Origin of the sequence: Candidatus Competibacter phosphatis (genome assembly GCF_012939995.1) — a bacterium.
Classification (GTDB): domain Bacteria; phylum Pseudomonadota; class Gammaproteobacteria; order Competibacterales; family Competibacteraceae; genus Competibacter; species Competibacter phosphatis.
In genome coordinates this window covers 1-22,239 of record NZ_SPMZ01000028.1, presented here as the reverse complement: position 1 = coordinate 22,239, position 22,239 = coordinate 1, and the positions used below count along the sequence as shown (strand labels likewise).

Here is a 22,239-nt window from a genome sequence, read left to right as displayed (position 1 = left end):
TCACGATTCAACGGAGAAGGGCCACATGACGCAACATAACCAGGAGGGCATGAAGCATCTTAGGGAAAAAGCCGAAGCCAGCGTTGCGGAACACCAAGCGGAAATATCGGATCTCTCCATCGAGCAAATCCGCAAGCTGGTTCACGAATTGCAAGTCCACCAGATCGAGCTGGAATTGCAGAACGAAGAACTGCGCCGCCTGATGACGGAATTGGAGCAATCCCGCAATCAGTTCTCCATTCTGTTTCACCAAGCACCGATCGGCTATCTGGCGCTGGACGATGTCGGATTGATTCACGAAGCCAACGAAACGTTCTGCCGGATGGTGGGCCGCAACCGGAATCAATTGCTGGGCAGCCCGTTTGCGGATTGCCTGGAGGGTGACGACCGCAGCGTGTTTCTCTCGCGCTATCGGGCATTTTTTCAAGAATCCGATCGGCAAAAACCTGGAAGCGTTGATCCCGAGTGGTCCAGATGCGGCGTTTCACGCACACATGGAAGGAACGATCATCGCCACGCCCATGGGACGTCCGCAGCGCGATAACCAACCCCTACTGCTGTTGACGATCACCGACATCAGCGAGCGCAAGCGGGCCGAGGAAAGACGCCTGCAACTGGAACGACAGATGCAGCAGACCCAGAAACTGGAAAGCCTGGGTGTGCTAGCCGGCGGTATCGCCCACGACTTCAACAATCTCCTGACCATTATCCTGGGTAACACCAGCCTGGCGCTGGACGACCTACCGCCATTGTCTCCGGCGGGCGAAAGCCTGCTGACCATCGAGAAAACCTCGCTGCGCGCCGCAGAACTCTGCCGCCAGATTCTGGCTTATTCCGGCAAGGGCCGTTTCGTCATCGACGACATCCGGCTGGGCAATCTGGTCGGGGACATGTTCTCCCTGTTGCAGTCCTCCATTTCGAAGAAAGCCACGCTCAACCTGAATCTGAAGGAACCGCTGCCGCCGTTGCACGGTGATCCCGGCCAGATCCGCCAAGTCATCATGAATTTGGTGACCAACGCCTCGGAAGCCATCGGCGACCGCGGCGGGGTCATCACGATCTCGACCGGCCTGATGCAGTGCTCGCGTGAATATCTTTGCGAGCCTTATCTCTACGAAAACCTGGCCGAAGGCCTGTATGTCTGGTTCGAAGTCTCGGATACGGGCACCGGCATGGACCAGGAAACTCAGCGGCGCATCTTCGAACCGTTTTTTACCACCAAATTCACTGGCCGAGGCCTGGGCCTGTCGGCCGTGCTGGGCATTGTGCGCGGCCATAAGGGCGCGCTCAAGGTGTACAGCAAACCAGGCAAGGGTACCACGGTCAAGGTGTTGTTCCCCGCTTTGGCGGAAGGCAAATTTTCCGCCGAACAGGGCGCCGCTCCGAAAGCCGGCACCTGGAACTGGAAAGGTGCTGGCACCATCCTGTTGGTGGACGATGAGGAATCGGTTCGGACCTTGGGGACCCGCATGCTGGAGCGGATCGGGTTCAAGGTATTGGTCGCCGCGGATGGACAGGAGGCGCTGGACATCTACCGCAAGCGGCGCGACGAGATCGCGCTGATCCTGCTCGATCTGACCATGCCGCAGATGGACGGCGAGGCAACCCTGCACGAACTGCGGCGAATCGACGCCAAGGTGCGGGTGGCGATCTCAAGCGGCTACACCGAAGCCGAAATCGCCCCGCAGTTCGCGGGCAAGCCACTATTCGGGTTTCTGCAAAAACCCTATACCCTGAACGCGCTAACGCAATGCCTGCGCGATGCGATGGGTGATGGCGAAATCCCGACGGAACCATAGGATGACGCATCGCTTGAGGACCTCCAAATGACCGACGCACCCGCCGCGCATCGTCTCACTCCCCTGGCCCAGCGCCACGACGCGCTGCTTGACGCCCTGGAGGCTTATGCCGCTGCGTTGAACGAGGCTATCACCGACGCCCTCGCCGACGGCGCCGCCGCCCGGGCGCGGTCGCTGGCCGCTTTCGCCCATCTGGCGCTGGGCTCGCTGGCCGCCTCGGTCCAGCAACAACAATTGCAGGCCACCGAACGATTGCGACGACTGGGCACCCCCAACGAACCCATCAGCAGCCGTCCGAAGATCGAGTCGGACTTGCAGACGCCGCCGTCGGCTCGCAACATCGGCTAGCCGAACCGTCAGGCCACTCCATGCGAAGCGTGCGGGTATCCCGATTGTTGGTGGTCGAACACCCCAACCCCGGTAAACTGTCATGCTGGTCCCGCCCGATCTCCAGAGCCCGACGGCATCCATCTGCCTGATCTGCCAGGCTCCGCTGCCTTTCGGTCCGGCGCGGCCCCGCTCACTTTGCGTACGTGCGGAGTGTCACCAACGCTATTCGCTGCTACAACGGCGGGGCCAAGTCTGCCGGGTTTGCGGTCGCCCGCTGTCGGCGCGGGAGCAGCCGACCCAAACCTGCGCCACCGCGACGTGCCAGCGGGCGGCGGTCAAGGACTATGCGGTTCAGGTGTACGAGCGCAACCAAGCTCGTTACACGGCTCTGCTGCGGCGGGAGATCGAAGATGCCACGCGGTTGCGCGACCGGGTATTGGCCGCTTTCGGCATCCGCGAGCCGGACTCCTTTCCCCTGGTGGTGACGCCCTCCGTGACGGCGGGGCTCGCCCCGCTGCCGGAGCAGCGCAAAGAGGTTTTCCGGGCGAGCTTGACGGCGCTGGTCGAGCAAGCCTTCGACCCATCCCCAGCGCCCGTCGAACCGCCGGAGCGCCCATCGACGCGGCCACCCGAGCCGGAACCCCGCGTCCGGACGGTACTGGAACAAGCCTGCGCGCGCTGCCGAGGTTTCTGCTGTCAGGGTGGTGGGGATCACGCCTATCTCGACGTCGAGACCCTGCGCGCTTATCGGGCGGCGCATCCGGAACAGGACGCTTCCGCCGTGACCGCCGCCTACTTGGGCCGTGTGGGCTCTCGGACCTATCGAGATTCCTGCCTCTATCATCAGGCCGATGGTTGCGCTTTGCTTCGGGAGATGCGTTCGGATCTCTGCAACCGATTTTTCTGTAAGGCATTGCTGGAGTTCCAGCACAACCTACCCGTCAGCGGTTCGGTTCGCGGCTTTTTCGTGACCGCCGACTACGGCGAACTGCATACCGCCACGTTGGTTCATGAAAGCCATGCGCTGATCGTTTCAAAAGTAGGACAAGACCCTTCCCCACCGGCGGTCGATATCGATCACGACGAGGGGTGAATTCCCCCGCGAGTCAAGGATGAGCGGTATCGATTCAAGCTCCGCCCCTCACCACGAACTAATCATCTTCCGAACGAACGGCGATCAGCAAAGCACGCCTGATGCCATCAGCCGATCAGCACGGTCCGGATTATTTCCCGTTCCGCCCGCGACCGGTGGATTTTGGCGCTCCGTCCAGGGTCTTGGCGGCTCAGTTCGGCGATGCGCTGACGAATTTGGTCGGCATGGCGGGCAATCAGATCCTGCCCGCATCCTTCGTAAGCGTCCCAGTAAGGACTGACTTCCGGTCGGGCGCCTTGCAGCAGGGCCATGGCGTCGTCCAGCGACTGGCCTTCGATCCAGGTCAGATAGGCCACCGCCACCAGCGACGAACGGTTGATGCCGGCGGTGCAGTGCAAATAAACCCGATGACCCTGGCTGAGTAGATCGTGCAGAATCCGAACGGCCTCGGGCAAGCGGCGGCGCTGGTCCTCGGGCTCGAAATCGCGCATCGGGCTGCGTTCCATGCGCAGACCCTGGGCACGGCCGTGACGCGCGAGTCGCGGATAATCGATTTCCAATTTTTCCAGGCACTCGTCGTGCTGCAACGACAGCACCGCCGAAATCCGGGCTTCGGCCTGGAGTCGATCGAGATCGGCCGGGCCACGCGGGCAGCTACCGATCGTCAGATCGTGTCGGATCGTGTCCCAGTTCAGGCGCCAGGACCATGCGGTTAAAGATTGCGGGTGCTTCATGGTTTCTCCTCGCCATCCAACGACCTTCCCCGCATCCTCGATTTCGGCGGGGGATACATGCACGTCCAGTCTCGATCCAACCCAGATTTTGGTCGACTCTCAGACTGTCGGACAAACTCAGGCTCGACCATCCGCCACTACTGGTCGACACCATGGCAATTCTTTTCGAATTGTGGCTTTTCATTCTTGACCAAGAGAAGCGACACAGAGCACCGGGGTCACTCGAAATGGCGATTCCGTCAATCAGAGAGGAACACCATGGCCTAACATTAACTGTTTGGCCACCAACCTGGAAAATTTTGTCTGGTCATTTGACTTTGCTTAATAATGAAAGTTGTGGATGGGTATCCGTGACCAGTTGATTTTTCATGAAATCGAATGGCAATAGTCGAGATATGGTGAACCGGAGTAAAACACGATGATGATCCATGAAATGGTGACCATCTGCCGTGCCCGCCGGAAAATTGAAATCACCCGTGATGTGATAAACCATAGTGACAGGCCAAGATGTTGGATGAAATGGGTGCTGGCAACAACGTTCTCGCTGAGCATTAGTATCCCATCATTGGCCGAGGAAGCTTCCGCTGATTTGGCCGCTGTCCCAGCCAGCGAAGACGAACAATGGTTGAGGGAACTAATGCAGGTGTTGGACGAAAGCACCGAAATCGCCACCAAAAACCGACTGAACGCCGATTATGTGCCAGGCATGGTGACGGTTTTGCAAGGCCGGGATTTGGAAGCACTGGGCATGCGCACGGTCTGGGACGCGCTGGCCCTGATTCCCGGCGTAATGATCAACCAGGGAGGTCAGGGAGGTTTGCTGGTGGCGGTCCGAGGATTCAGCGCTCCGTTTAACTCCGGCAATATCAAGGTGCTGTTGAACTCGGTGCCAATGAGTCGAGACAATTCTGGGCTTTCCTCCCAAGCATTATCCCTGCCGATCGAGCAGGTGGATCGCATCGAGTTTATCCGGGGTCCTGGCGCGATCCTGTACGGCGACTATGCCTATAATGGGGTACTCAATATTCTGACCCGCAAAGAGAATACTCGAACATTCGCGCGGGTGGACGAACATGGCACGACCACGCTCGGAGGACAGTATGCTTATCGAAGTGAGGACGACGCCACCCGGTTCAGTCTCAATATTGCCGGTCTAACCGGTAATTCGGTGGAAGCCCAGGTCGGCCTCCACGCTCAGGACGACCAACCATCCGGTATCGCCATCTTTGCGCATCGGGGATTCCAACTCACCGCTCAGGCCATTCATCGCGACTATCAAAATGACCAGGGGGTAGGCTACAACGAACGCACCGAGGCCTTCGAGGCGCGTCAAACCTTCGAACTGACGGCGAACACCACCGCGAACCTGTATGGTTCTTACCTGGATAATGATTTTGAGACAAGGGGTCAGCACTTTCTGGGGCACACCTGGGAAGGGCGCGGGGAACTTTCCTGGCGGGGGATGGAACGTCATCGCTGGTTAGCGCAGTTCTCGTATGCAGACACTCGTATCGAGGAAGCTTTTAAAGCGTCACCCAGTCCTCCCTCCAACAACCCCCGACCTCCGGCGGTGAATCAGAGCGATGTAAACTGGCGTTACTACGGTATCAGCCTACAGGATCAGTATGAGGCGTCCGACCGGCTGTCGATCACCGCCGGTCTGCGTTTCGACCATCGCGACGATCTTGATCTGAATCTCCTCACCCCTCGTTTGGCCGCCGTGTGGCGACTCTCGGATGTCCATATTCTGAAAGCCCAGTATGCCGAAGGCTACAGAGCACCGACATTCTGGGAGCTATTTCCGAACAATACCCAGATTGATCTGGAGCCGGAAACCGTGGCAACCACCGAACTCAGCTACATCAATCGCCTAGCGGATCGGGTGCTGCGGCTGACACTGTTTCATTCCCAGATGGAAAATCATATCACCCCTTTGGGATCGCCCAGTTTCGATTTTGGCAACGTCGGTTCATCACGGACAGCGGGCGTGGAACTGGAATGGGAACAACAATGGTCCCCTCAGTTCAAGTCCTCGTTCAATCTCTCTTACAGCGATAGCCGAGACGGTCGCATGCTACCTCCCGGCGAAAGAACCAATAACCAAGATCCTGGTACCACCGATTGGCTAGGGAACCTGGCCTTGTTCTACCGGCCCACCGACCGAATGCTGCTCACTGCTTATTGGAACTATATAGGCGAACGCCATGCCGCGAGCGTGGATTCCGCAGCGGAACACCGGGTCGCCGTCACCCTGAACCTGTTCGATATCTGGACAAAAGGACTGACGCTGCGGCTGGGGGTGCGCAATCTTTTGCAGGCGGATCAGCGCTCCCTGATCGGAGGTCCGCTCCGCGTGATCACTTCCGATTTTCCCGATAGCCTGATCTGGGGACAGATTTCGTATGACTTTTGATGCCGCCCGCCCGGAATGGCTGGAGTAATCGTTGCACAATGCCCGGTTCTCGCTCGCCGAACCATCTGTCATTGTTGTTGGGAATCCTGCTGGGCTTCCTGAGCGTTTTGCATGGGGCGTTGGGCGGTCCGCAGGAACAACGGGTTCAGATCGGGCTGCGCCTGTTTCGCACCATGCTGGCGGCGGATCGGGATTTGGCGGAGAAAGTGAATGCCGAAGGCCGGTTGGAATTGGCCTTGGTCTATCAGGATGATCGGACCCAGGCCGAGCAATTCGCCACGGCGCTGCAAGAATCGGGTCGCGGTAGCGAGCAAGGCAAGATCAGAAATTTTCCCATCCAGATCACTCTCACCGATCTCGCTCATCTCAAGGAGTTGCGGCAGCGAACGCCAGCAGCCATTTATCTGGTGCAGCCGCTACCGGACCCTGCTTTGGAGGCGATCATTCGGTATGGCATCGATCACCAGCGAATCGTATTTTCCCCGTTCGCGGGGCAGGTGGAAAAGGGAACCTTGGCCGGCTTAGCCATCGAGGTGCGGGTCATGCCCTATATCAACGAGACCACTTTGAAGCAGTCCGGTATCCGGCTGAACAGTCTCTTGCTCAAAGTAGCCAAGATTCATGACTAAAGGCGCCGGTCATCATGCCAGGCGGCAAGCCGACCGGATCGTTTTCCAGCTCACGCTGTCATTCATGTCGCTGGTGCTAGCGGTAGCGGGCGTAACGGCGGTTTACTGGTTCGTCTTGCTGCAACCCCGCTTATTTCTGGCGGCGGATGCCAACGCCAAACTGCTGGCCCAAGCGCAGGCGGTTCCTCTGGCGGAAGTATTGCAACCGCGCGGCGATACGATTTCCGTCAACGAGGTGATTGCGGCAATGGATAAAATTCTGCTCGTCACCGATCCGGCCACCGGTCAGCCTCTTATCGTTGGGCTGATGCTGGAGTTGGACTACGAAGTCATACCCGCCGCCAAGGGAACGTTGGATTTGGGACGAGGACACATGGATCGCCAAGACTATTTTCGAGTCGAAGTCCCACTTTATGCCCCCTTAACCGATGAACTGCTGGGCATTGCCCGGTTTTATGTCAGCCCCCTGTTTTTTCAGACGCTGAAGCTAGACATTCGTCGGACCTTGATCGCCGAGTCCCTATTGATTCTGGTGCTGCTGCTGGTGGTCTGGCGATGGGTGCTTGCCTTGGGTCATCGCCTGCGCTGCGAGGTGCTGGAACGGCAGCGGGCTGAACAGGAGGCACATGAAGCCAATCGGGCCAAGAGTCAGTTTCTAGCCAACATGAGTCATGAAATCCGTACTCCGATCAACGCCATTCAAGGGTTGCTCCACCTGGCCCGGCAAGACCAGCCGCCACCAAGGCTGGATGATCGGTTAAGAAAAATGGAACACTCGGCGCATACACTGCTGACACTCGTCAACGATACCCTGGACTTCTCCAAGATCGAAGCCGAACATTTGGAGCTTGAGGTCGTATCCTTCGATTTGTGCGCGGTCTTGGACCAAATTCGCAGCGCGCTGGGATTTCAAGCCATCGAGAAGGGACTGAAACTCAAGTTTCATGAGGATGAACGGGTGCCGAAGTATCTGCGCGGCGACCCCGGTCGCTTGGGGCAAGTACTGCTGAACCTGGCGGGAAACGCGATCAAGTTCACCGAACACGGCGAGGTTGAGGTTTTTATCCGAATGATGGAGAGTTCCTCGGAACAAACCATTTTGGAATTCGCGGTGCGGGACACCGGCATCGGCATTACACCGGAACAACAGGCTCGGCTTTTTCAAGTGTTCAGTCAGGCGGACTCCTCGATCACCCGGCGCTTCGGCGGCACCGGGCTAGGCTTGGCGATCAGCCAACGGTTGGTGGAAATGATGGGTGGGCGGATCGAAGTGACCAGCACCCTGGGCCAAGGCAGCGTCTTTCGTTTTACCGCCACTTTCGGCCACGCCGAACCGTCCCAAACGGAATCCACCCAACGGCCGGTCCGTTCGCTTGAAGAAGCGACTCAATTGCGTGGGGCTCGGGTGCTGCTGGTGGAGGATCAACCCATCAATCAGGAAGTGGCCGGGGATATTCTGCGTCAGGCTGGATTGCTGGTGTGGATGGCCGACAATGGCCAGGAAGCGCTAGACCAGGTACGAGCCAATCCCAGCGGATTCGATGTCGTACTGATGGACTTGCAGATGCCGGTGCTGGACGGTTACGAAGCCACTCGGCGGCTGCGAGCCGATCCGCGCCATGCCGAGCTGCCGGTGATCGCGATGACCGCCAATGTGCTGGCTGGGGAACGAGAACGCTGCTTGGCCGCCGGCATGAACGATTATCTGGCCAAGCCGATCAATGTCCCGATCTTGTACCGGACCTTGCAGCGTTGGATTAAGAAGGCGGCGGTCACATCCGCGCAACCGGTCACCCATTCGGGCGCGGAACCCGGAGCCGAAGCGTCGCCCAACACCGCCGCCGCATCCTCCTTACCCGCCGCAATGCCGGGTTTCGACCTGGTGGCCAGCCAGCGGCGATTTGGCGGTAACGAAGCGCTCCACCGGCGGCTTTTGGCGCGCTTTCCCGACCACTACGGCAACATGCTGGCGGAAATCCGGATAGCCCTGGATGCCGACGACTGGAAACAGGCGATACATCGGGCGCATGCCTTGACCGGAGTAGCGGCAAATCTTTCCGCCGTATCCTTGGAACAGGCGATGCGGAGCTTGGAACGGGCGCTAAACGATGGGACCGATGACGTTCCCCGATGCCTGACACAAGCGGAAGTGGCGTTGCGCGAGGCACTGACAAGCATCCAGGAACTGGCGCTGAATCCGACGGCGGACCCGGCGATACTTCCGCGATCGGCGACCGAACCGCCGCTTGGCCGTCAACAGTGGGCGAAGATGCTGAATGATTTGGCGAAATTGCTTGCAGCGCGCGATCTTCGGGCGAGAAAGCTGTTTGGCGAGGTGGCGGCTCAGGCCGTGGACCTTGCAACCCGACATCAATTGCACGAAGTCGGTCAGCAGATTGAACGACTAAATTTTACCGAGGCGCTGCGGGTCCTGACCTGCATGGCCAACTCCCTGGGAATCGTGCTCGATGGAAGAGAAGATGACCCTGCTCGGTGAACAGCGAGCGACCCTTCTGGTGGTCGACGATATGATCGAAAACATTGAAATCTTGAACAATGTGCTGTCCGATCATTATCGAGTTCTCTTCGCCACCAATGGTTCGGACGCGCTGGCCGTGGCGCGGGAGCAGTTACCGGATCTGATCCTCTTGGACGTCCTCATGCCGGAGATGGATGGACGCGAAGTCTGCGTTCGACTGAAACAAAATCCAGACACTCGGGAAATACCGGTCATCTTCGTGACCGCCAAGGATCAAGAGGAAGACGAGGAGATCGGCCTGCAACTGGGCGCCGTCGATTATCTGACCAAACCGGTGCGCCCCGGCATTGTCAAACTGCGGGTTGGCATTCATCTGGAATTGAAACGCTACCGGGATTTTCTGGCCACGCTCTCGCTGACCGACTGCCTGACCGGAATCCCCAACCGCCGCCGCTTCGATGAGTTCCTAAAGAGCGAATGGTTGTGCGCGGCTCGTACTGGGAGACCGCTTTCGCTGATTTTGGCGGATGTGGACTACTTCAAGGCCTACAACGACCATTATGGCCACCCCGCTGGCGACCGATGCTTGAAAACCGTGGCGCAAACACTGGCGGAAGGATTGTCGCGGCGCACCGATTTGGTGGCCCGTTACGGCGGCGAGGAATTCGCCTGTGTGTTGCCGGCGACCGATCACACCGGCGCCATGGCGATAGCGGAACGGTTGCGGGAACGAGTCGCATCTCGGCGGAGCGATCACCCGCTCTCGCCGGTTTGTCCATTCGTCACCGTCAGCATGGGCGTGGCGACCTTGCGGCCCGATCCGCATATGGAACCCCAGACCTTGATCGAGAGCGCCGATCATCGTTTGTATCAGGCAAAACAAGCGGGGAGAAACCGGGTTCTGGGAGATCCGAATGCAGCCCAGATCGGAGATTTGACCTGATCGCCAGATCGTACCCCTGTTCAGAGCTCAAGACCCAGTAGGCGCGAGTGGTTGCGGCTGGCGGACGATTCGGACGCTCGCGCTCAATCCCCTCAAATCAACATCCAGTATCACCGATGAATATTCGGTCAAGGACAGCCTTAGCGTATGGCCAAGAAAATCATCCTCGCCCTGATCGGCGTGCTGTTGCTGGTGGGATCGCTCGCCGGCCTCAAGGTCTTGCAGTTTCAGACCATGTTCGCGCAAGGGGCCAATTTCACGCCGCCGCCGGAGACGGTGACCACCGCCGAAGTGACGCGGGATACCTGGCAGCCGACATTGACCGCCGTCGGCTCGATCGCCCCGGTTCAGGGTGTCATGCTCAGCGCCGAGGTGGCGGGCACGGTCAAACAGATCGCTTTCGAATCCGGGGCGAACGTGCGGGCCGGCGAGCTGCTGGTGGAACTCGACAGCGGCGTCGAGCAGGCCCAACTGCGTTCGGTCGTCGCCAGCGCCGAACTGGCCCGCGCCAACCTGGTGCGCGCGCGCGACCTGCGCGGCAAGAACATGGTGTCCCAGGCCGACCTCGATAGCGCCAACGCCCAGGCCAAGCAGGCCGACGCCCAGATCGACAACATCCGCGCCGTCATCGAAAAGAAGACGATCCGCGCGCCCTTCGCCGGCCGCGCCGGCATCCGCCAGGTCAACCTCGGCCAGTTCCTCGACACCGGCACCTCCATCGTCACGTTGCAATCGCTCGATCCGGTGTACGTGAACTTTTCCCTGCCTCAGCAACGCCTCGCCCAGCTCAAGACGGGCCTGACGGTGCGGGTGACCACCGACGCCTTTCCCGACCGGGATTTCGAAGGCAAATTGACCGCGATCAACCCCGAAGTCGAAACGGTCACCCGCAACGTGCGCATGCAGGCCACGCTGGCGAACCCATCGGGCCTGCTGCGACCCGGCATGTACGTCGATGTCGCCGCCGTGCTGCCGGCCACCGAACAGGTGCTGATGATTCCCGCCACGGCGGTGCTGTACGCACCCTACGGCGATTCGGTGTTCGTGGTCGAGGACAAGAAGGATGAAAAGACCGGCGCGGTCGACAAGGTGCTGAACCAGCAGTTCGTGCGGCTCGGCAAGACCCGCGGCGATTTCGTGGTGGTCGATTCGGGACTGAGCGCCGGGCAAACCATCGTCACCACCGGGCTCTTCAAGCTGCGCAACGGCATGGCGGTGGTGATCGACAACAAGCTGGCTCCCGACTTCCAAATCAACCCTAAACCCACCGACTCCTGATGCCGAGCCCATCATGAAATCCTTCACCGATCTGTTCATCACCCGCCCCGTGCTGGCGATCGTGGTCAATCTGGTGATCATCATCGCCGGCATCCAGGCCATCTTCACCCTCAACGTGCGGCAGTACCCGCGCAGCGACAACGCCAGCGTCAAGGTCACCACCGTCTACGTCGGCGCCAGCGCGGATCTGGTGCGTGGCTTCATCACCACGCCGCTGGAGCGCGCCATCGCCGCCGCCGACGGCATCGATTATCTGGAGTCGCAGAGCACTCAGGGCCTATCGACCATCACCGCCCGCCTCAAGCTCAACCAAGACCCGACCAAGGCGCTGGCTGAGATCGGTTCCAAGGTCGATCAGGTGCGCGGCGATCTGCCGCCCGAGGCCGAAGTGCCGGTACTCAACATCGAATCGGCCGACAGCGAGTTCGCTTCGGCCTACCTGAGCTTCAGCTCGGACATCCTGCAACAGAACGAAATCACCGATTATCTGGTGCGGGCGGTGCAGCCGCGACTGTCGGCGTTGGAAGGTGTGCAGCGCGCCGAAATTCTGGGCGCGCGCACCTTCGCCATGCGGGTTTGGCTGAAACCGGACAAGATGGCCGCGCTCAACATCAGCCCGGCGCAGGTACGCCAGGCACTGGCCGCCAACAACTATCTGGCCGCCATCGGTCGTACCAAGGGGGCGTTGATCCAGGTCAACCTGACGGCCAACACCGATCTGCGTTCGGTCGAGGAATTCAGGAATCTGGTGATCCGCGAACAGGGCGGCACTCTGGTGCGACTGCGGGACATCGCCGATGTCGCGCTCGGTGCCGAGGACTATGACGCCGAGGTCCGCTTCTCCGGGCAGACCGCCGTGTTCATGGGCATCTTTCCGCTGCCCAACGCCAACGCCATCGACGTCATCGGCCGGGTCCGCGCCGAGATGGCCTTGATCCAAAAAGATTTACCCACCGGTCTGGCGGCGCGAGTCGCCTACGATGCCACCGACTACATCAACAACGCGATCAGGGAGGTGATCAAGACCCTGGGCGAGACCTTGTTGATCGTGGTGATCATCATCTTCCTGTTTCTCGGTTCGGTGCGCTCGGTGCTGGTGCCGGTAATCGCCATCCCGCTCTCGTTGATCGGCGGCATTTTCCTGATGCAGGTTTTCGGTTTCACCATCAACCTGTTGACTCTGCTGGCCATCGTGCTGTCGGTCGGTCTGGTGGTGGATGATGCCATCGTGGTGGTGGAAAACGTCGAGCGTCATCTGCGCGAGGGCCAGAGTCCCTTCGACGCGGCGATTTTGGGGGCACGCGAGCTGGTCGGCCCCATCATTGCCATGACGCTCACCCTGATCGCGGTCTACACCCCGATCGGCTTGCAGGGTGGGCTGACCGGCGCACTGTTCCGTGAATTCGCCTTCACCCTGGCCGGTTCGGTGACCATCTCCGGCGTGGTGGCGCTGACCCTGTCGCCGATGATGTCGTCCAAGCTGCTGAGCGCGGAAGACGAACGGCATTGGCTGCCCGCTCACATCAATGCCGCATTCGAACGATTGAAGCGATTCTACGGCCGGCTGCTCGACGGCGCCCTGAGCGCGCGCCCGGCGGCCTATCTGGTCTGGGGCGCGTTGTTTTTGGTGGTGGTGCCGATGTGGATGTTCTCGCCGGAGGAACTGGCGCCGTCCGAGGATCAGGGGGTGATCTTCGGCATCGTCGATGCCTCCGCCAACGCCACCCTGGATCAGACCAGCGCCTTCGCCGCCGCCGCCAACGACGCTTTTCAGAGCATCCCCGAAACCGAGTTCACCTTTCAGATCACCTTTCCCACCTCGGGCTTCGGCGGCATGGTGACCAAACCCTGGAACGAGCGCGAACGCACCGTCTTTCAAATCCTGCCCGAGATCCAGCAGAAACTGCAACATATCCCCGGCATCCAGATGTTCCCGGTCACACCGCCGGCGCTGCCCGGCGGCGGTCAGTTTCCAGTGGAGTTCATCATTGCCTCGACCGCCGACACCCAGCAAATCCTCGACATCGCCAAACAGGTGCAATTGAAGGCGATGCAAAGCGGTCTATTCGCCTTCCCGCCGTTGATCGACGTCAAGATCGACCAGCCGCAGACCGAGATCGTCATCGACCGCGACAAGGTCGCCGATCTCGGCCTCAACTTGCAGCAGGTCGGCGCCGACCTCAGCGCGGCGGTGGGCGGCAATTTCGTCAATCGCTTCAACATCGCTGGCCGTAGCTACAAGGTCATCCCCCAGGTGCAGCGGGCGGGCCGGCTCAATCCCGACCAACTGAACGACATCTACGTCACCGGACCGAACAATCAACTGATCCCGCTGAGCACCGTCGCTTCCCTGCGCAACAGCACCGAACCGCGTTCGCTCAATCGCTTTCAGCAGTTGAACGCGGTCAAGATCAGTGGAGTGGCGATCCGCCCGCTCGATGAGGCGCTGCGTTTTCTGGAAGACGAGGCCACCAAGCTGATGCCGCAAGGTTATGTGATCGATTACACCGGCGAATCGCGCCAGCTCCGGCTGGAGGGCGGCGGCAAGTTCTTCACCACCATGGGTTTCGCCATCATCCTGATCTTTCTGGTGCTGGCCGCGCAGTTCAACAGCTTCCGCGACCCGTTCATCATCCTGCTCGGTTCGGTACCGTTCGCGATGTTCGGCGCGCTGCTGTTCACCTTTCTGAAGATGCCCAATCCAAACATCCCCTTCGCGCTGACCGCCGGCTGGACCACCACGCTGAACATTTATTCCAAGGTGGGCTTGGTCACGTTGATCGGCCTGATCGCCAAGAACGGCATCCTGATCGTGGAATTCGCCAATAAGCGCCAGTTCGCGGGCCTCTCCAAGCTCGACGCGGTGCGGGACGCCGCCCTGACCCGGCTGCGGCCGATCCTGATGACCACCGCCGCCACCATCGCTGGCCATCTGCCGTTGACGCTGGTGAGCGGCGCCGGCGCCGCCGCCCGTAACTCCATCGGTCTGGTGCTGGTGGGCGGCATGGCGATCGGTACCCTGTTCACCCTGTTCATCGTGCCGGCGTTGTACATCCTGATCGCCAAGGATCACGCTCACGACCGCGACGCCGAACAGGCGGCGGCGGTGGTGAAGGACATTGAGCTCGATGTGACGAGGGAAGATATCGTTAGCGCAGTGAGGGAAGGACGTGAGCGGGAAAGCCTCGGTTAGCAAGGCATTACCGCGGATGCTGTACACCCGCAACAATGGGACGGAAATTTCAAGGCTCCGTTGCCTTGATTCTGAAGAAAAGGCTGTGCCGGAATCAGGCAAAATCATCCCACCTACATTTGCCATTCTGGATCGATCTGGCCATCGACGATACCAATGCGCCGATCGGCGGCGTTGGCGAAAGTGACGTCGTGAGTGACGGCAATGACGGTGGTCCCTAGTTGGCGGGTCAGATCGTGCAGGATTTGCCGGACGTTGGCCGAGGCGTGAGTATCCAGATTGCCGGTAGGCTCGTCGGCCAGAATGATCAGCGGGTCGTTGGCCAACGCCCGGACAATCGCCACCCGCTGGCGCTGGCCACCGGAGAGTTGGTGCGGATGCTTGCGAGCGTGTTCCCGCAGGCCGAACTGATTGAGTAGATCCTCGGCCCGCCGCCGGGCGGCATTCTCGTCGAGGACGCCCAGTCGGCGCATCGGCAGCAGCACATTGTCCAGCACCGTGAATTCGGCCAGCAGGAAATGGAACTGGAACACGAAGCCGAGCTTGCGCAAGCGGGTCGCCGCCAACTGGTCCTCGCCGTAACCCGAGGTGTCCTGTCCGTCCAGCAGAATCCGGCCCGAGGTCGGGGTATCGAGCAGGCCCAGCAGATACAGCAGGGACGATTTGCCGGACCCGGACGGTCCCATGATGACCAGGAATTCGCCGCGACCGACCTCCAGGTCGATATCCCGCACCAAGGTCACCGGCACCTCGCCGGCCAACACCCGCCCGAGCCGCTCGGCCGCTAGGATCGGGGTCACGCCAGACCTCGCAGGATCGCCACCGGCTGCACTCGCCCGGCCTTGCGCGCCGGCAGGTAGGCCGCCCCCACCGCCGAGACCAGCGCGAACCCCACCGCCAGCAGATACTGCTCCCAACCCCAGTAGATCGGCAGATGCACCAGATCGCTGCGCCGGGCGGCTTGATCTCGACCTGGGCCAGCAACCACATCAGCCCCATGCCCAAAGTCACGCCGAACAGGCTGCCGAGCGCGCCGAGAATCACGCCTTCCGCCAGAAAGATCCGACGGACGTCGCGGGCGTGGAAGCCCATCGACTTGAGAATGGCGATGTCGTGGATTTTTTCCATGACGATGGTGGAAATGGTGTTGTAGATACCGAACGAGGCCACCACCAGAATCGCCGAGACCACGCTGTACATGATCAGGTTGCGCACCAGCAGCACGCTCATCAGATCTTCGGCCGATTCCTGCCAGGACACCGCCTTGTAGCCGACCTGCCGTTCGATGACGGCGGCGACATCGCGGGCGGCGTAGGGATCGTCGAGCTGGATGATGAAACGGTTGACCCGGTCGGCCCGGTCCAACAAGCCTTGCACCCGCTTGAGCAGGGAAAAAGTCTGGTTCTCGTCGTAGCTGGCATTGCCGGTGCGGAAGATGCCGACCACCTTCAGGGTACGTACCTCCCCACCCGGCGAGGCGGCGTTCATCACGCTGCCCATGCTCAGGCCAAACTTCTTGGCCAGCCCTTCGCCGATGACGATACCGTTCGGATTGGCGGCCAGCGCCTCCAGCGAGCCCTGAGTCAGTTTTTCCTCGATGGTGGACACCCCCTTCATCTTCGCTGGGATGATGCCGTTGAGGGTGACGCCTTCGTTGCGCCCGGCAAAGGTCAGCACCACCGACCCCATCAGCACCGGCGCGGCGCGCAGGCCGGGCAGCGATTCGACGAAGACCAGCTTTTGCGCGTGGCCGCGAATGCCGCGCACCTCGGTCAGCGGCTTGACCCGCCGCACTTCGACCGCGCCGTCCGGCCACTGCTCGGCGGCCGGTTGCCTCTGGGCCTTGCGGTATTCGTCGGAGACGGTGATGTGCGGGCTATTGTCGATCAACCGCTTGATGAAATCCCGTTCGGAACCGCGCATCAGCGAGGACACCGCTAGAAAGAATGCCACCCCCAGCGCGATGCCGGTCAATGACACCAGGGTGGGCCGACGGCGGCTGATCAGTTGGGTGACGGCGATGGAGAGTTGCAGCGACACGGCTTATCCGGCGGCGGGCACTTGATCGATGACGGTGGCGCGCACCCGGTGTCCCTCCTCCAGTCCAGCGGAGGGATGGATCACGATGCGGTCGGTCTCGGTCAGGCCGGACCGGATCTCCGTCTTCAACTCGCCGTGGATACCGGTTTCGACCGGCTGGCGATGCAAGCGGCCGTCGCGCACGACCCAGATTTGACCTTCGACCACGGCGGTCGCCGGCACCAGCAGCGCATTCTCTCGCCGATCCACCACGATGTTGATCTCGGTGGTCATCCCGATCCGCAGTGGTGTGTCGCCCTTGAAACCGATGCGCACTCGATAACTGCGCGTGACCGGGTTGCCCTTCGGGGTGATTTCCGTGACCTCGCCCTCCAGCACTTGGTCCGGCAAGGCCGGCGCGCGGATCAGTGTCCGCTGTCCGGGCCGCACCAGCAGAATGTCTTCCTCATCGACCTCGGCCTCGATCCGCAACGGCGCGCAGCAGGAGAAGTAGAAAATCGGTTGGTTGGCGGGAATCAACTGTCCGATCTCGCCATCGCGTTGCAGGATCTGACCATCGGCCGGCGCGGTCAGGGTCATGAAGCCGCGCAAGGCGCGTGCACGGGCCAGGCTCGCTTCCGCCACCTGCCATTCGGACCGCGCCTGGTCGCGCTCCAGCAGCGAGCCCAGCTTGCGTTCATAAAGTGTCTGGGCACGGTCGAATTGCGATTTCGCGAAGCGCGCCCGCGCCTCCAACTCATCGACCGAGCGCTGCAAATCGGCGTCTTCCAGTCGGGCCAGCACCTGATCCTGGCGGACTCGGTCACCTTCGTCGGCCTTGAGTTCCACCAGACGGCCGGAATTGCGCGGGGCGATGGGCAGCATGACGGTCGGCTCCACGGTGCCGGTGGCGTAAACCGCCCGCACCGCCGGACCTCGGGTCGGCTGCCCGACCTCCACGGTGATCGGGCCAAACCATCGCCATGCCCAGAAACCGCCGGCCGCCAGCAAACCCAGCGCGATGATCGTCCAAAGAAAGCCATGCTTTTTCATCCGCCCATCATACCGGCTCCCGCAGTGGCCGTGCAGGGCGTGGGCGCCGCTGGAGCCGGCAAATCGGATGGCGTCAGTTCAAATCGGGATCCGGATAGTATTTGGCGCCGGTGATGCTGACTCCGACGATGGCGCCCTCCTCGCTGACTTGGTACATCAGCACGCCCGGCGATACCGATACGCCCAACTGATTCCCCATCTGCTGGGTGCTGGTCCGCGCCGACGCCATCGCATTCGCTCCGAACTCCCAGCCCGAATACACGAACTGGTCGAAAGCTTGGGAGTCTTCAAACACGAACACCAATCGGAACCGCTGCACTCCGAAACCGTAGCCGGGCTGCAACTCGACCATCCGCATGAAGGTTTCCCGCCGCGTGGCGTTGTTGACGGCGATTCCCTCCCCGGTGGCGCTCCCCATGAACAGGATCTTCAGCCCAAAGTTGCTGAACACCGCGTAGCCGGCCGCTCGTTCGATCCGCCGGCGGGCATCGGGGTATTGCTGGTAAAGCCGTTCCAAGGTCTGGTCGGCCATCTCGCGAACCGAGGCGCGTTGCTCGTCAACCTGATATTGGGACATGGGCGCCGTCGAACAGGCCTGCAAACCGATGAGCCCCATGACAACCATCAACGATGCCATGAACTTACGGAATGACGCAATCAGTACGCCCAGATCGGAAACTTTTCCTATATTGCGCATGTTTCGATACTCGGTGTGTGGATTGAATCCGTGGTGAACGGGATAAGAGGGCTCACGACGGCTCGATCGATCCCAATTTTGCTTATAAAACGCCATTTATTTGCCTTTGAATACTGGCTTGCGCTTTTCCCGAAACGCGTTCAATCCTTCCTGGTAGTCGTGGCTGTCATACACGATACGGCGGAGGCCCTGCATTCGTTCGAACAACTCGGGCGTGATGGCGTGGGCGCTGGCGAGCAGTCGCAGCTCTTCCTTCATCACCGCGATGCTCAAGGGCGAATTGGCGGCAACGTGGGTGGCGAGGCCGTAAACGAAACTCTCGATGTCCTCGACGGGCTTGATGTAATTGATGACGCCGAGATTGAGCGCCTGCGCGGCGGGAATGGGTTGCGCCGTGAACAGCATTTCCTTGGCCACTGGCAACGGGATCATGTTCATCAGCGTCAAGATGCCGCCCAGGTTATAGGGAACGCCCAGCTTCGCCGGGGTGATGGCGAAAGTTGCCTCCGGCGTCGCCACCAGCAGATCGCAGGCCATCGCCACTTCACAACCGCCGCCCCAGACGCCGCCTTCGATCAGGGCGATGACCGGCGCGGGAAATTCCTGAATGGCGCGGACCAGAACCCGCAGCGAATCGCTCCAGCCGAGCGGGTCACGACCACGGTCGGGCAGTTCGCTGACATCGTGACCGGCGGACCAGACCTTTACCCCGGCGGGCGCGCGCAGCACGGCGGCACGAATATTTTGTTTCCGAAAAGACTCCAGCGCGGCGGTGATTTCGTCGATCAGCGCCTCGCTGAGCGCATTGCGCTTTTGTGGGTGGTTCATCACGATGGTGCCAATCGTGTCCCTGATTTCGGTCAGTATCAAAGGCATGGTTTTCTCCGGTGGCGACTCAGGCATGGATAGCGCTTCAGATGCGAATGGGGAGTTCAAACGTGCTTATCAATGGATCACCAATCTGTTTCAGGGCTGACCGATCAGCACATAGATGGCGCTCTCGCCCGACCCCGACACTCCGAACCCCAGGAAGGCCGGGCCGATCCAGGTGTCCGAGCCGAAGAAGACGCTTCCGCCGTAACCGTTCTGCTCGGGACTCAAGGTCACGTTCTGACCCGTGTCGGGGTTGCGGATCACGCCCTCCGACAGCCAACCAGCCTCCAGGGAGGCACCCAGGTAGAGGCCACGGCCAATGGGCGGGGGCAGCGCGGCGATCTGGCGATAATAGGCCAGGCCGGCAAAAGCCATATCATTGCCGCGGAACTGCTCGTTGGCGTAACCGGAGAGATTGAGGAAGCCGCCCAAGGGGAATTGGTCGTAATAGGGCATCTGCTCGCCGAAACTGCTGCCCCCCTTGAGTTTAAAGGCCAGGGTGTTGGGTCCGAAGCTGTAGGCGGTGGTGGCACTGAGGAAGGCCCGGGTGTATTGAACGTCGGCCCCCAGGGCTTCAAGCGGGTTTAACACCTCCAGCAAGACGCGGGTCCCCGAGCGCGGGACAGCGGCGCTGTCGAGGGTATCGTAGAGGAGCCGGGCGCGAACCCCGGTGTCGGTGATCCGCCCCACCGGGAGTTCGGGCGAACCGGTATCGAGGTTGACGTTGGTCTGCCCGTAATAGGGTCCGATCCGCAACTCGGTTCCGCGTCGCGTCGTGCCCAGATCCACGCCGAGGCGCCCGCGTATCACGTTGTAGCGCGCGACCCGCTGGTCGTCGAGAAAGACACTGTCCGGGCTCAAGCCATAGTCCAGATAGGGGGCGACGAAAGCCGCCCGGTCGAGACTCAAGGGCTGGTAAAACTCGGTGTGCAGGTTCGGGGCATTGCCCAGGGTCAGCTCGGCGCCAAATTCGGCCCCGAGCGGGTTGATCCAAGTTTGGTCATAGGTGGCGCGCAGGCCGAATCGGCTGTCGCCCTTGTTATCGGCCAAAAGGCCCAATCCGAAACCCAGATACCCTGGACCCCAGGCCTTTTCCACCGCGTTGACGATAAGCAGGTCGCTGCCATCGGACCGGGGCTGGAAATGGTAACTGATGCGTTCGTAGTCGCCGTGACCGTAGGCATTCTGGATATCCTCTTCCAACCGAAGACGATCCAGTGGCTTGCCCTTTTGGGCCTCGACCAGAGTGTCGAAGACCCCGGGATTGACTCGCTCCAGGCCAGCGATTTGCACCTCACCCACCTGTCGTGCCGGATGACCCGGACCGAAGCGCCCGCGCTGCCAGGCGGCGTACTCGGTTTCGCTCAGGCTGTAGCGAACCAACTGGGGAGCCGCCTTGCGGGCAGCCGCCACGCCGGTGGCGATGGCTTCCGGGGCACGGGCAAAATCGCTGGAGGTGATGTCACCCAAATCCGGGACGATCAGCACGTCGCGCTTGGGGTCGATCTGCTTGAGCGAGGCCTGGACGTTCTGCTCGGTCAGAATCGCAATCATCTGGCCGGTGACGCCGAGGATGTTGCCGAGCTGATCGCGAGGGAGGTACCCGGACCCCAGATTGACGGCGATGATGACGTCCACGCCCATGTGTCGGGCCACGTCGATGGGCAGGTTGCGGACCAAGCCTCCGTCCACGTAGATGTGGTCGTCCCATTCCATGGGCGCGAACAATCCCGGCACGGACATGCTGGCACGCATGGCCACTGGCAGCGGCCCGTGATCGAAGACCGCCATCTCGCCGTTCTCCAGGTTGGTGGCCACGGCCCGGAAGGGGATCGGCAAGTCGTTGAAATTTTGGACAGTTTCCGCGCCCTTGACCAGATCGTTGAAGAACAACTGGACCTGCTGACCCGAAATGGCTCCCTTGGGCAGCTTGAGCTGACCGTCCCGTACCCCCACGGTAAAGTCGAAGGTTGGGGCCTCGGACGCCTGCTTGCGGCGGGCCGGCCAGTCCTTGCGGGGCGGGTCGTCGTTGAAGAGGGTATTCCAGTCGACTTGGGTGACCCGCTGCTCCAGGATCTCCGGCGTCAGTCCGGCCGCGTAGGAGCCGCCCACCAGGGAGCCCATGCTGGTTCCCACCACCACATGGATGGGAATGCGCAACTCCTCCAGGACCTTGAGCACCCCGATATGGGCCGAGCCCCGAGCTCCGCCCCCGCTCAACACCAGGCCGATGCGCGGATGGCGCGGGGGGGGCGAGATCGGCGGCGGTCGAGATCCAGGATGCCGCCAGGGACAGGGCGGTGAGCACGGCGGCGAACAGGGCGAACGGAGTTCGTCTCATGGAGGCCTCGACTGAATGCGATGGGTAAGGGTTGTACTGCCCCAAAAAAAGACTTCCGATAGTTAAGAGAGTATAGCGGCCACCTCGTCGGCCAAAACGGTGGCGGGCGGACGATACTCCAAATGGCTGTGCAACCGGCGCTCGTTATACCAATACTGGAATCCAGGTAACAGGGTCTTGAGATCAGCCAGGGTACTGACCTCGTGACGAAAGACGAATTCGTGCTTGAAGGTGCGGTTCAAGCGCTCCAGGATGCCCATGCCGCCGACCTGGGCGACGCGACAACGGACCCACTGTCCGATGCTTCGGCAAACCTGCTGGAAGTGGTCGGAAGTAAAGTCCGAACCGGCATCACTCTGGATCAG

18 protein-coding genes and 1 pseudogene are annotated in these 22,239 nt (G+C 60.9%); 10 read left to right on the top strand and 9 right to left on the bottom strand.

Going from position 1 to position 22,239, the window contains the following annotated elements; genetic code table 11:
- Positions 1-25 precede the first annotated feature (25 nt).
- The 4 genes from E4P82_RS10305 (at position 26) to E4P82_RS10290 (ending at position 3,222) form a co-directional block, all read left to right on the top strand.
- Positions 26-544: a PAS domain-containing protein gene (locus E4P82_RS10305; protein ID WP_169248798.1), complete on the top strand. Its 519-nt coding sequence runs from the start codon at positions 26-28 to the stop codon at positions 542-544.
- On the top strand, positions 495-1,799 hold the full coding sequence (locus E4P82_RS10300; protein ID WP_169248797.1) for a hybrid sensor histidine kinase/response regulator: 1,305 nt from the start codon (positions 495-497) through the stop codon (positions 1,797-1,799). Before E4P82_RS10305 ends, E4P82_RS10300 begins: the two co-directional genes overlap by 50 nt.
- Positions 1,800-1,826: 27 nt before the next feature.
- Positions 1,827-2,147 (top strand): hypothetical protein, encoded by a 321-nt coding sequence (locus tag E4P82_RS10295; RefSeq protein WP_169248796.1) that lies wholly within the window; start codon positions 1,827-1,829, stop codon positions 2,145-2,147.
- An 82-nt stretch (positions 2,148-2,229) separates the two neighbouring features.
- The gene (locus tag E4P82_RS10290; protein ID WP_169248795.1) at positions 2,230-3,222 is read left to right on the top strand and encodes a hypothetical protein; all 993 of its coding nucleotides are present in this window, start codon (positions 2,230-2,232) and stop codon (positions 3,220-3,222) included.
- Between the two features lie 107 nt (positions 3,223-3,329).
- On the opposite strand, the gene E4P82_RS10285 is transcribed toward E4P82_RS10290, so the two are convergent.
- Entirely contained in the window at positions 3,330-3,956 is a 627-nt protein-coding gene (locus E4P82_RS10285) for a dual specificity protein phosphatase family protein (protein WP_169248794.1), read from the bottom strand.
- Positions 3,957-4,479: 523 nt separating this feature from the next.
- Here E4P82_RS10285 and E4P82_RS10280 point away from each other — a divergent pair.
- The 6 genes from E4P82_RS10280 to E4P82_RS10255 all read left to right on the top strand — a co-directional run bounded on the left by E4P82_RS10280 (position 4,480) and on the right by E4P82_RS10255 (position 14,891).
- Entirely contained in the window at positions 4,480-6,369 is a 1,890-nt protein-coding gene (locus E4P82_RS10280) for a TonB-dependent receptor plug domain-containing protein (protein WP_211203105.1), read from the top strand.
- Positions 6,370-6,407: 38 nt separating this feature from the next.
- Positions 6,408-6,998, top strand: a complete 591-nt coding sequence (locus tag E4P82_RS10275) for a hypothetical protein (RefSeq protein WP_169248792.1) — start codon at positions 6,408-6,410, stop codon at positions 6,996-6,998.
- Entirely contained in the window at positions 6,991-9,495 is a 2,505-nt protein-coding gene (locus E4P82_RS10270) for an ATP-binding protein (RefSeq protein WP_169248791.1), read from the top strand. Before E4P82_RS10275 ends, E4P82_RS10270 begins: the two co-directional genes overlap by 8 nt.
- On the top strand, positions 9,467-10,420 hold the full coding sequence (locus E4P82_RS10265; protein ID WP_246327508.1) for a diguanylate cyclase: 954 nt from the start codon (positions 9,467-9,469) through the stop codon (positions 10,418-10,420). The genes E4P82_RS10270 and E4P82_RS10265 overlap by 29 nt, the downstream gene beginning before the upstream one ends.
- 147 nt (positions 10,421-10,567) lie before the next feature.
- Complete coding sequence (locus E4P82_RS10260) at positions 10,568-11,698, top strand: efflux RND transporter periplasmic adaptor subunit (protein ID WP_169248790.1); 1,131 nt, start codon at positions 10,568-10,570, stop codon at positions 11,696-11,698.
- A gap of 13 nt (positions 11,699-11,711) precedes the next feature.
- Complete coding sequence (locus E4P82_RS10255) at positions 11,712-14,891, top strand: efflux RND transporter permease subunit (protein ID WP_169248789.1); 3,180 nt, start codon at positions 11,712-11,714, stop codon at positions 14,889-14,891.
- A gap of 113 nt (positions 14,892-15,004) precedes the next feature.
- Here E4P82_RS10255 and E4P82_RS10250 read toward each other — a convergent pair whose 3' ends face one another.
- The 8 genes and pseudogenes from E4P82_RS10250 to E4P82_RS10220 all read right to left on the bottom strand — a co-directional run.
- Positions 15,005-15,691, bottom strand: coding sequence for an ABC transporter ATP-binding protein (locus E4P82_RS10250; RefSeq protein WP_169248788.1), 687 nt, complete (start codon positions 15,689-15,691; stop codon positions 15,005-15,007).
- Positions 15,688-15,879, bottom strand: coding sequence for a hypothetical protein (locus E4P82_RS23200; protein ID WP_312914691.1), 192 nt, complete (start codon positions 15,877-15,879; stop codon positions 15,688-15,690). The genes E4P82_RS10250 and E4P82_RS23200 overlap by 4 nt, the downstream gene beginning before the upstream one ends.
- A gap of 50 nt (positions 15,880-15,929) precedes the next feature.
- Positions 15,930-16,826, bottom strand: a pseudogene (locus E4P82_RS10245) (ABC transporter permease); the annotation flags it as partial.
- A 108-nt stretch (positions 16,827-16,934) separates the two neighbouring features.
- On the bottom strand, positions 16,935-17,963 hold the full coding sequence (locus E4P82_RS10240; RefSeq protein ID WP_169248787.1) for an efflux RND transporter periplasmic adaptor subunit: 1,029 nt from the start codon (positions 17,961-17,963) through the stop codon (positions 16,935-16,937).
- A gap of 73 nt (positions 17,964-18,036) precedes the next feature.
- Positions 18,037-18,579: a lipid-binding SYLF domain-containing protein gene (locus E4P82_RS10235; protein WP_246327507.1), complete on the bottom strand. Its 543-nt coding sequence runs from the start codon at positions 18,577-18,579 to the stop codon at positions 18,037-18,039.
- Positions 18,580-18,756: 177 nt separating this feature from the next.
- A complete protein-coding gene (gene scpB / locus E4P82_RS10230) occupies positions 18,757-19,536 on the bottom strand; it encodes a methylmalonyl-CoA decarboxylase (RefSeq protein ID WP_169248786.1) in 780 nt (259 codons plus the stop codon).
- A gap of 90 nt (positions 19,537-19,626) precedes the next feature.
- Positions 19,627-21,756 carry a patatin-like phospholipase family protein gene (locus E4P82_RS10225; RefSeq protein ID WP_420887094.1) on the bottom strand — a complete coding sequence of 710 codons (2,130 nt, stop codon included), beginning with the start codon at positions 21,754-21,756 and terminating at the stop codon, positions 19,627-19,629.
- A gap of 180 nt (positions 21,757-21,936) precedes the next feature.
- Positions 21,937-22,239: integrase core domain-containing protein (locus tag E4P82_RS10220; RefSeq protein WP_169248785.1), on the bottom strand; the 303-nt coding region annotated here is incomplete at its 5' end.

Bases quoted from the DNA above. Each gene is read 5' to 3' on its own strand.
- E4P82_RS10305 (WP_169248798.1), top strand. From the start codon at position 26: ATGACGCAACATAACCAGGAGGGCATGAAGCATCTTAGGGAAAAAGCC.
- E4P82_RS10300 (WP_169248797.1), top strand. From the start codon at position 495: ATGGAAGGAACGATCATCGCCACGCCCATGGGACGTCCGCAGCGCGAT.
- E4P82_RS10295 (WP_169248796.1), top strand. From the start codon at position 1,827: ATGACCGACGCACCCGCCGCGCATCGTCTCACTCCCCTGGCCCAGCGC.
- E4P82_RS10290 (WP_169248795.1), top strand. From the start codon at position 2,230: ATGCTGGTCCCGCCCGATCTCCAGAGCCCGACGGCATCCATCTGCCTG.
- E4P82_RS10285 (WP_169248794.1), bottom strand. From the start codon at position 3,956: ATGAAGCACCCGCAATCTTTAACCGCATGGTCCTGGCGCCTGAACTGG.
- E4P82_RS10275 (WP_169248792.1), top strand. From the start codon at position 6,408: ATGCCCGGTTCTCGCTCGCCGAACCATCTGTCATTGTTGTTGGGAATC.
- E4P82_RS10270 (WP_169248791.1), top strand. From the start codon at position 6,991: ATGACTAAAGGCGCCGGTCATCATGCCAGGCGGCAAGCCGACCGGATC.
- E4P82_RS10265 (WP_246327508.1), top strand. From the start codon at position 9,467: ATGGAAGAGAAGATGACCCTGCTCGGTGAACAGCGAGCGACCCTTCTG.
- E4P82_RS10260 (WP_169248790.1), top strand. From the start codon at position 10,568: ATGGCCAAGAAAATCATCCTCGCCCTGATCGGCGTGCTGTTGCTGGTG.
- E4P82_RS10255 (WP_169248789.1), top strand. From the start codon at position 11,712: ATGAAATCCTTCACCGATCTGTTCATCACCCGCCCCGTGCTGGCGATC.
- E4P82_RS10240 (WP_169248787.1), bottom strand. From the start codon at position 17,963: ATGAAAAAGCATGGCTTTCTTTGGACGATCATCGCGCTGGGTTTGCTG.
- E4P82_RS10235 (WP_246327507.1), bottom strand. From the start codon at position 18,579: ATGGGGCTCATCGGTTTGCAGGCCTGTTCGACGGCGCCCATGTCCCAA.
- scpB (WP_169248786.1), bottom strand. From the start codon at position 19,536: ATGCCTTTGATACTGACCGAAATCAGGGACACGATTGGCACCATCGTG.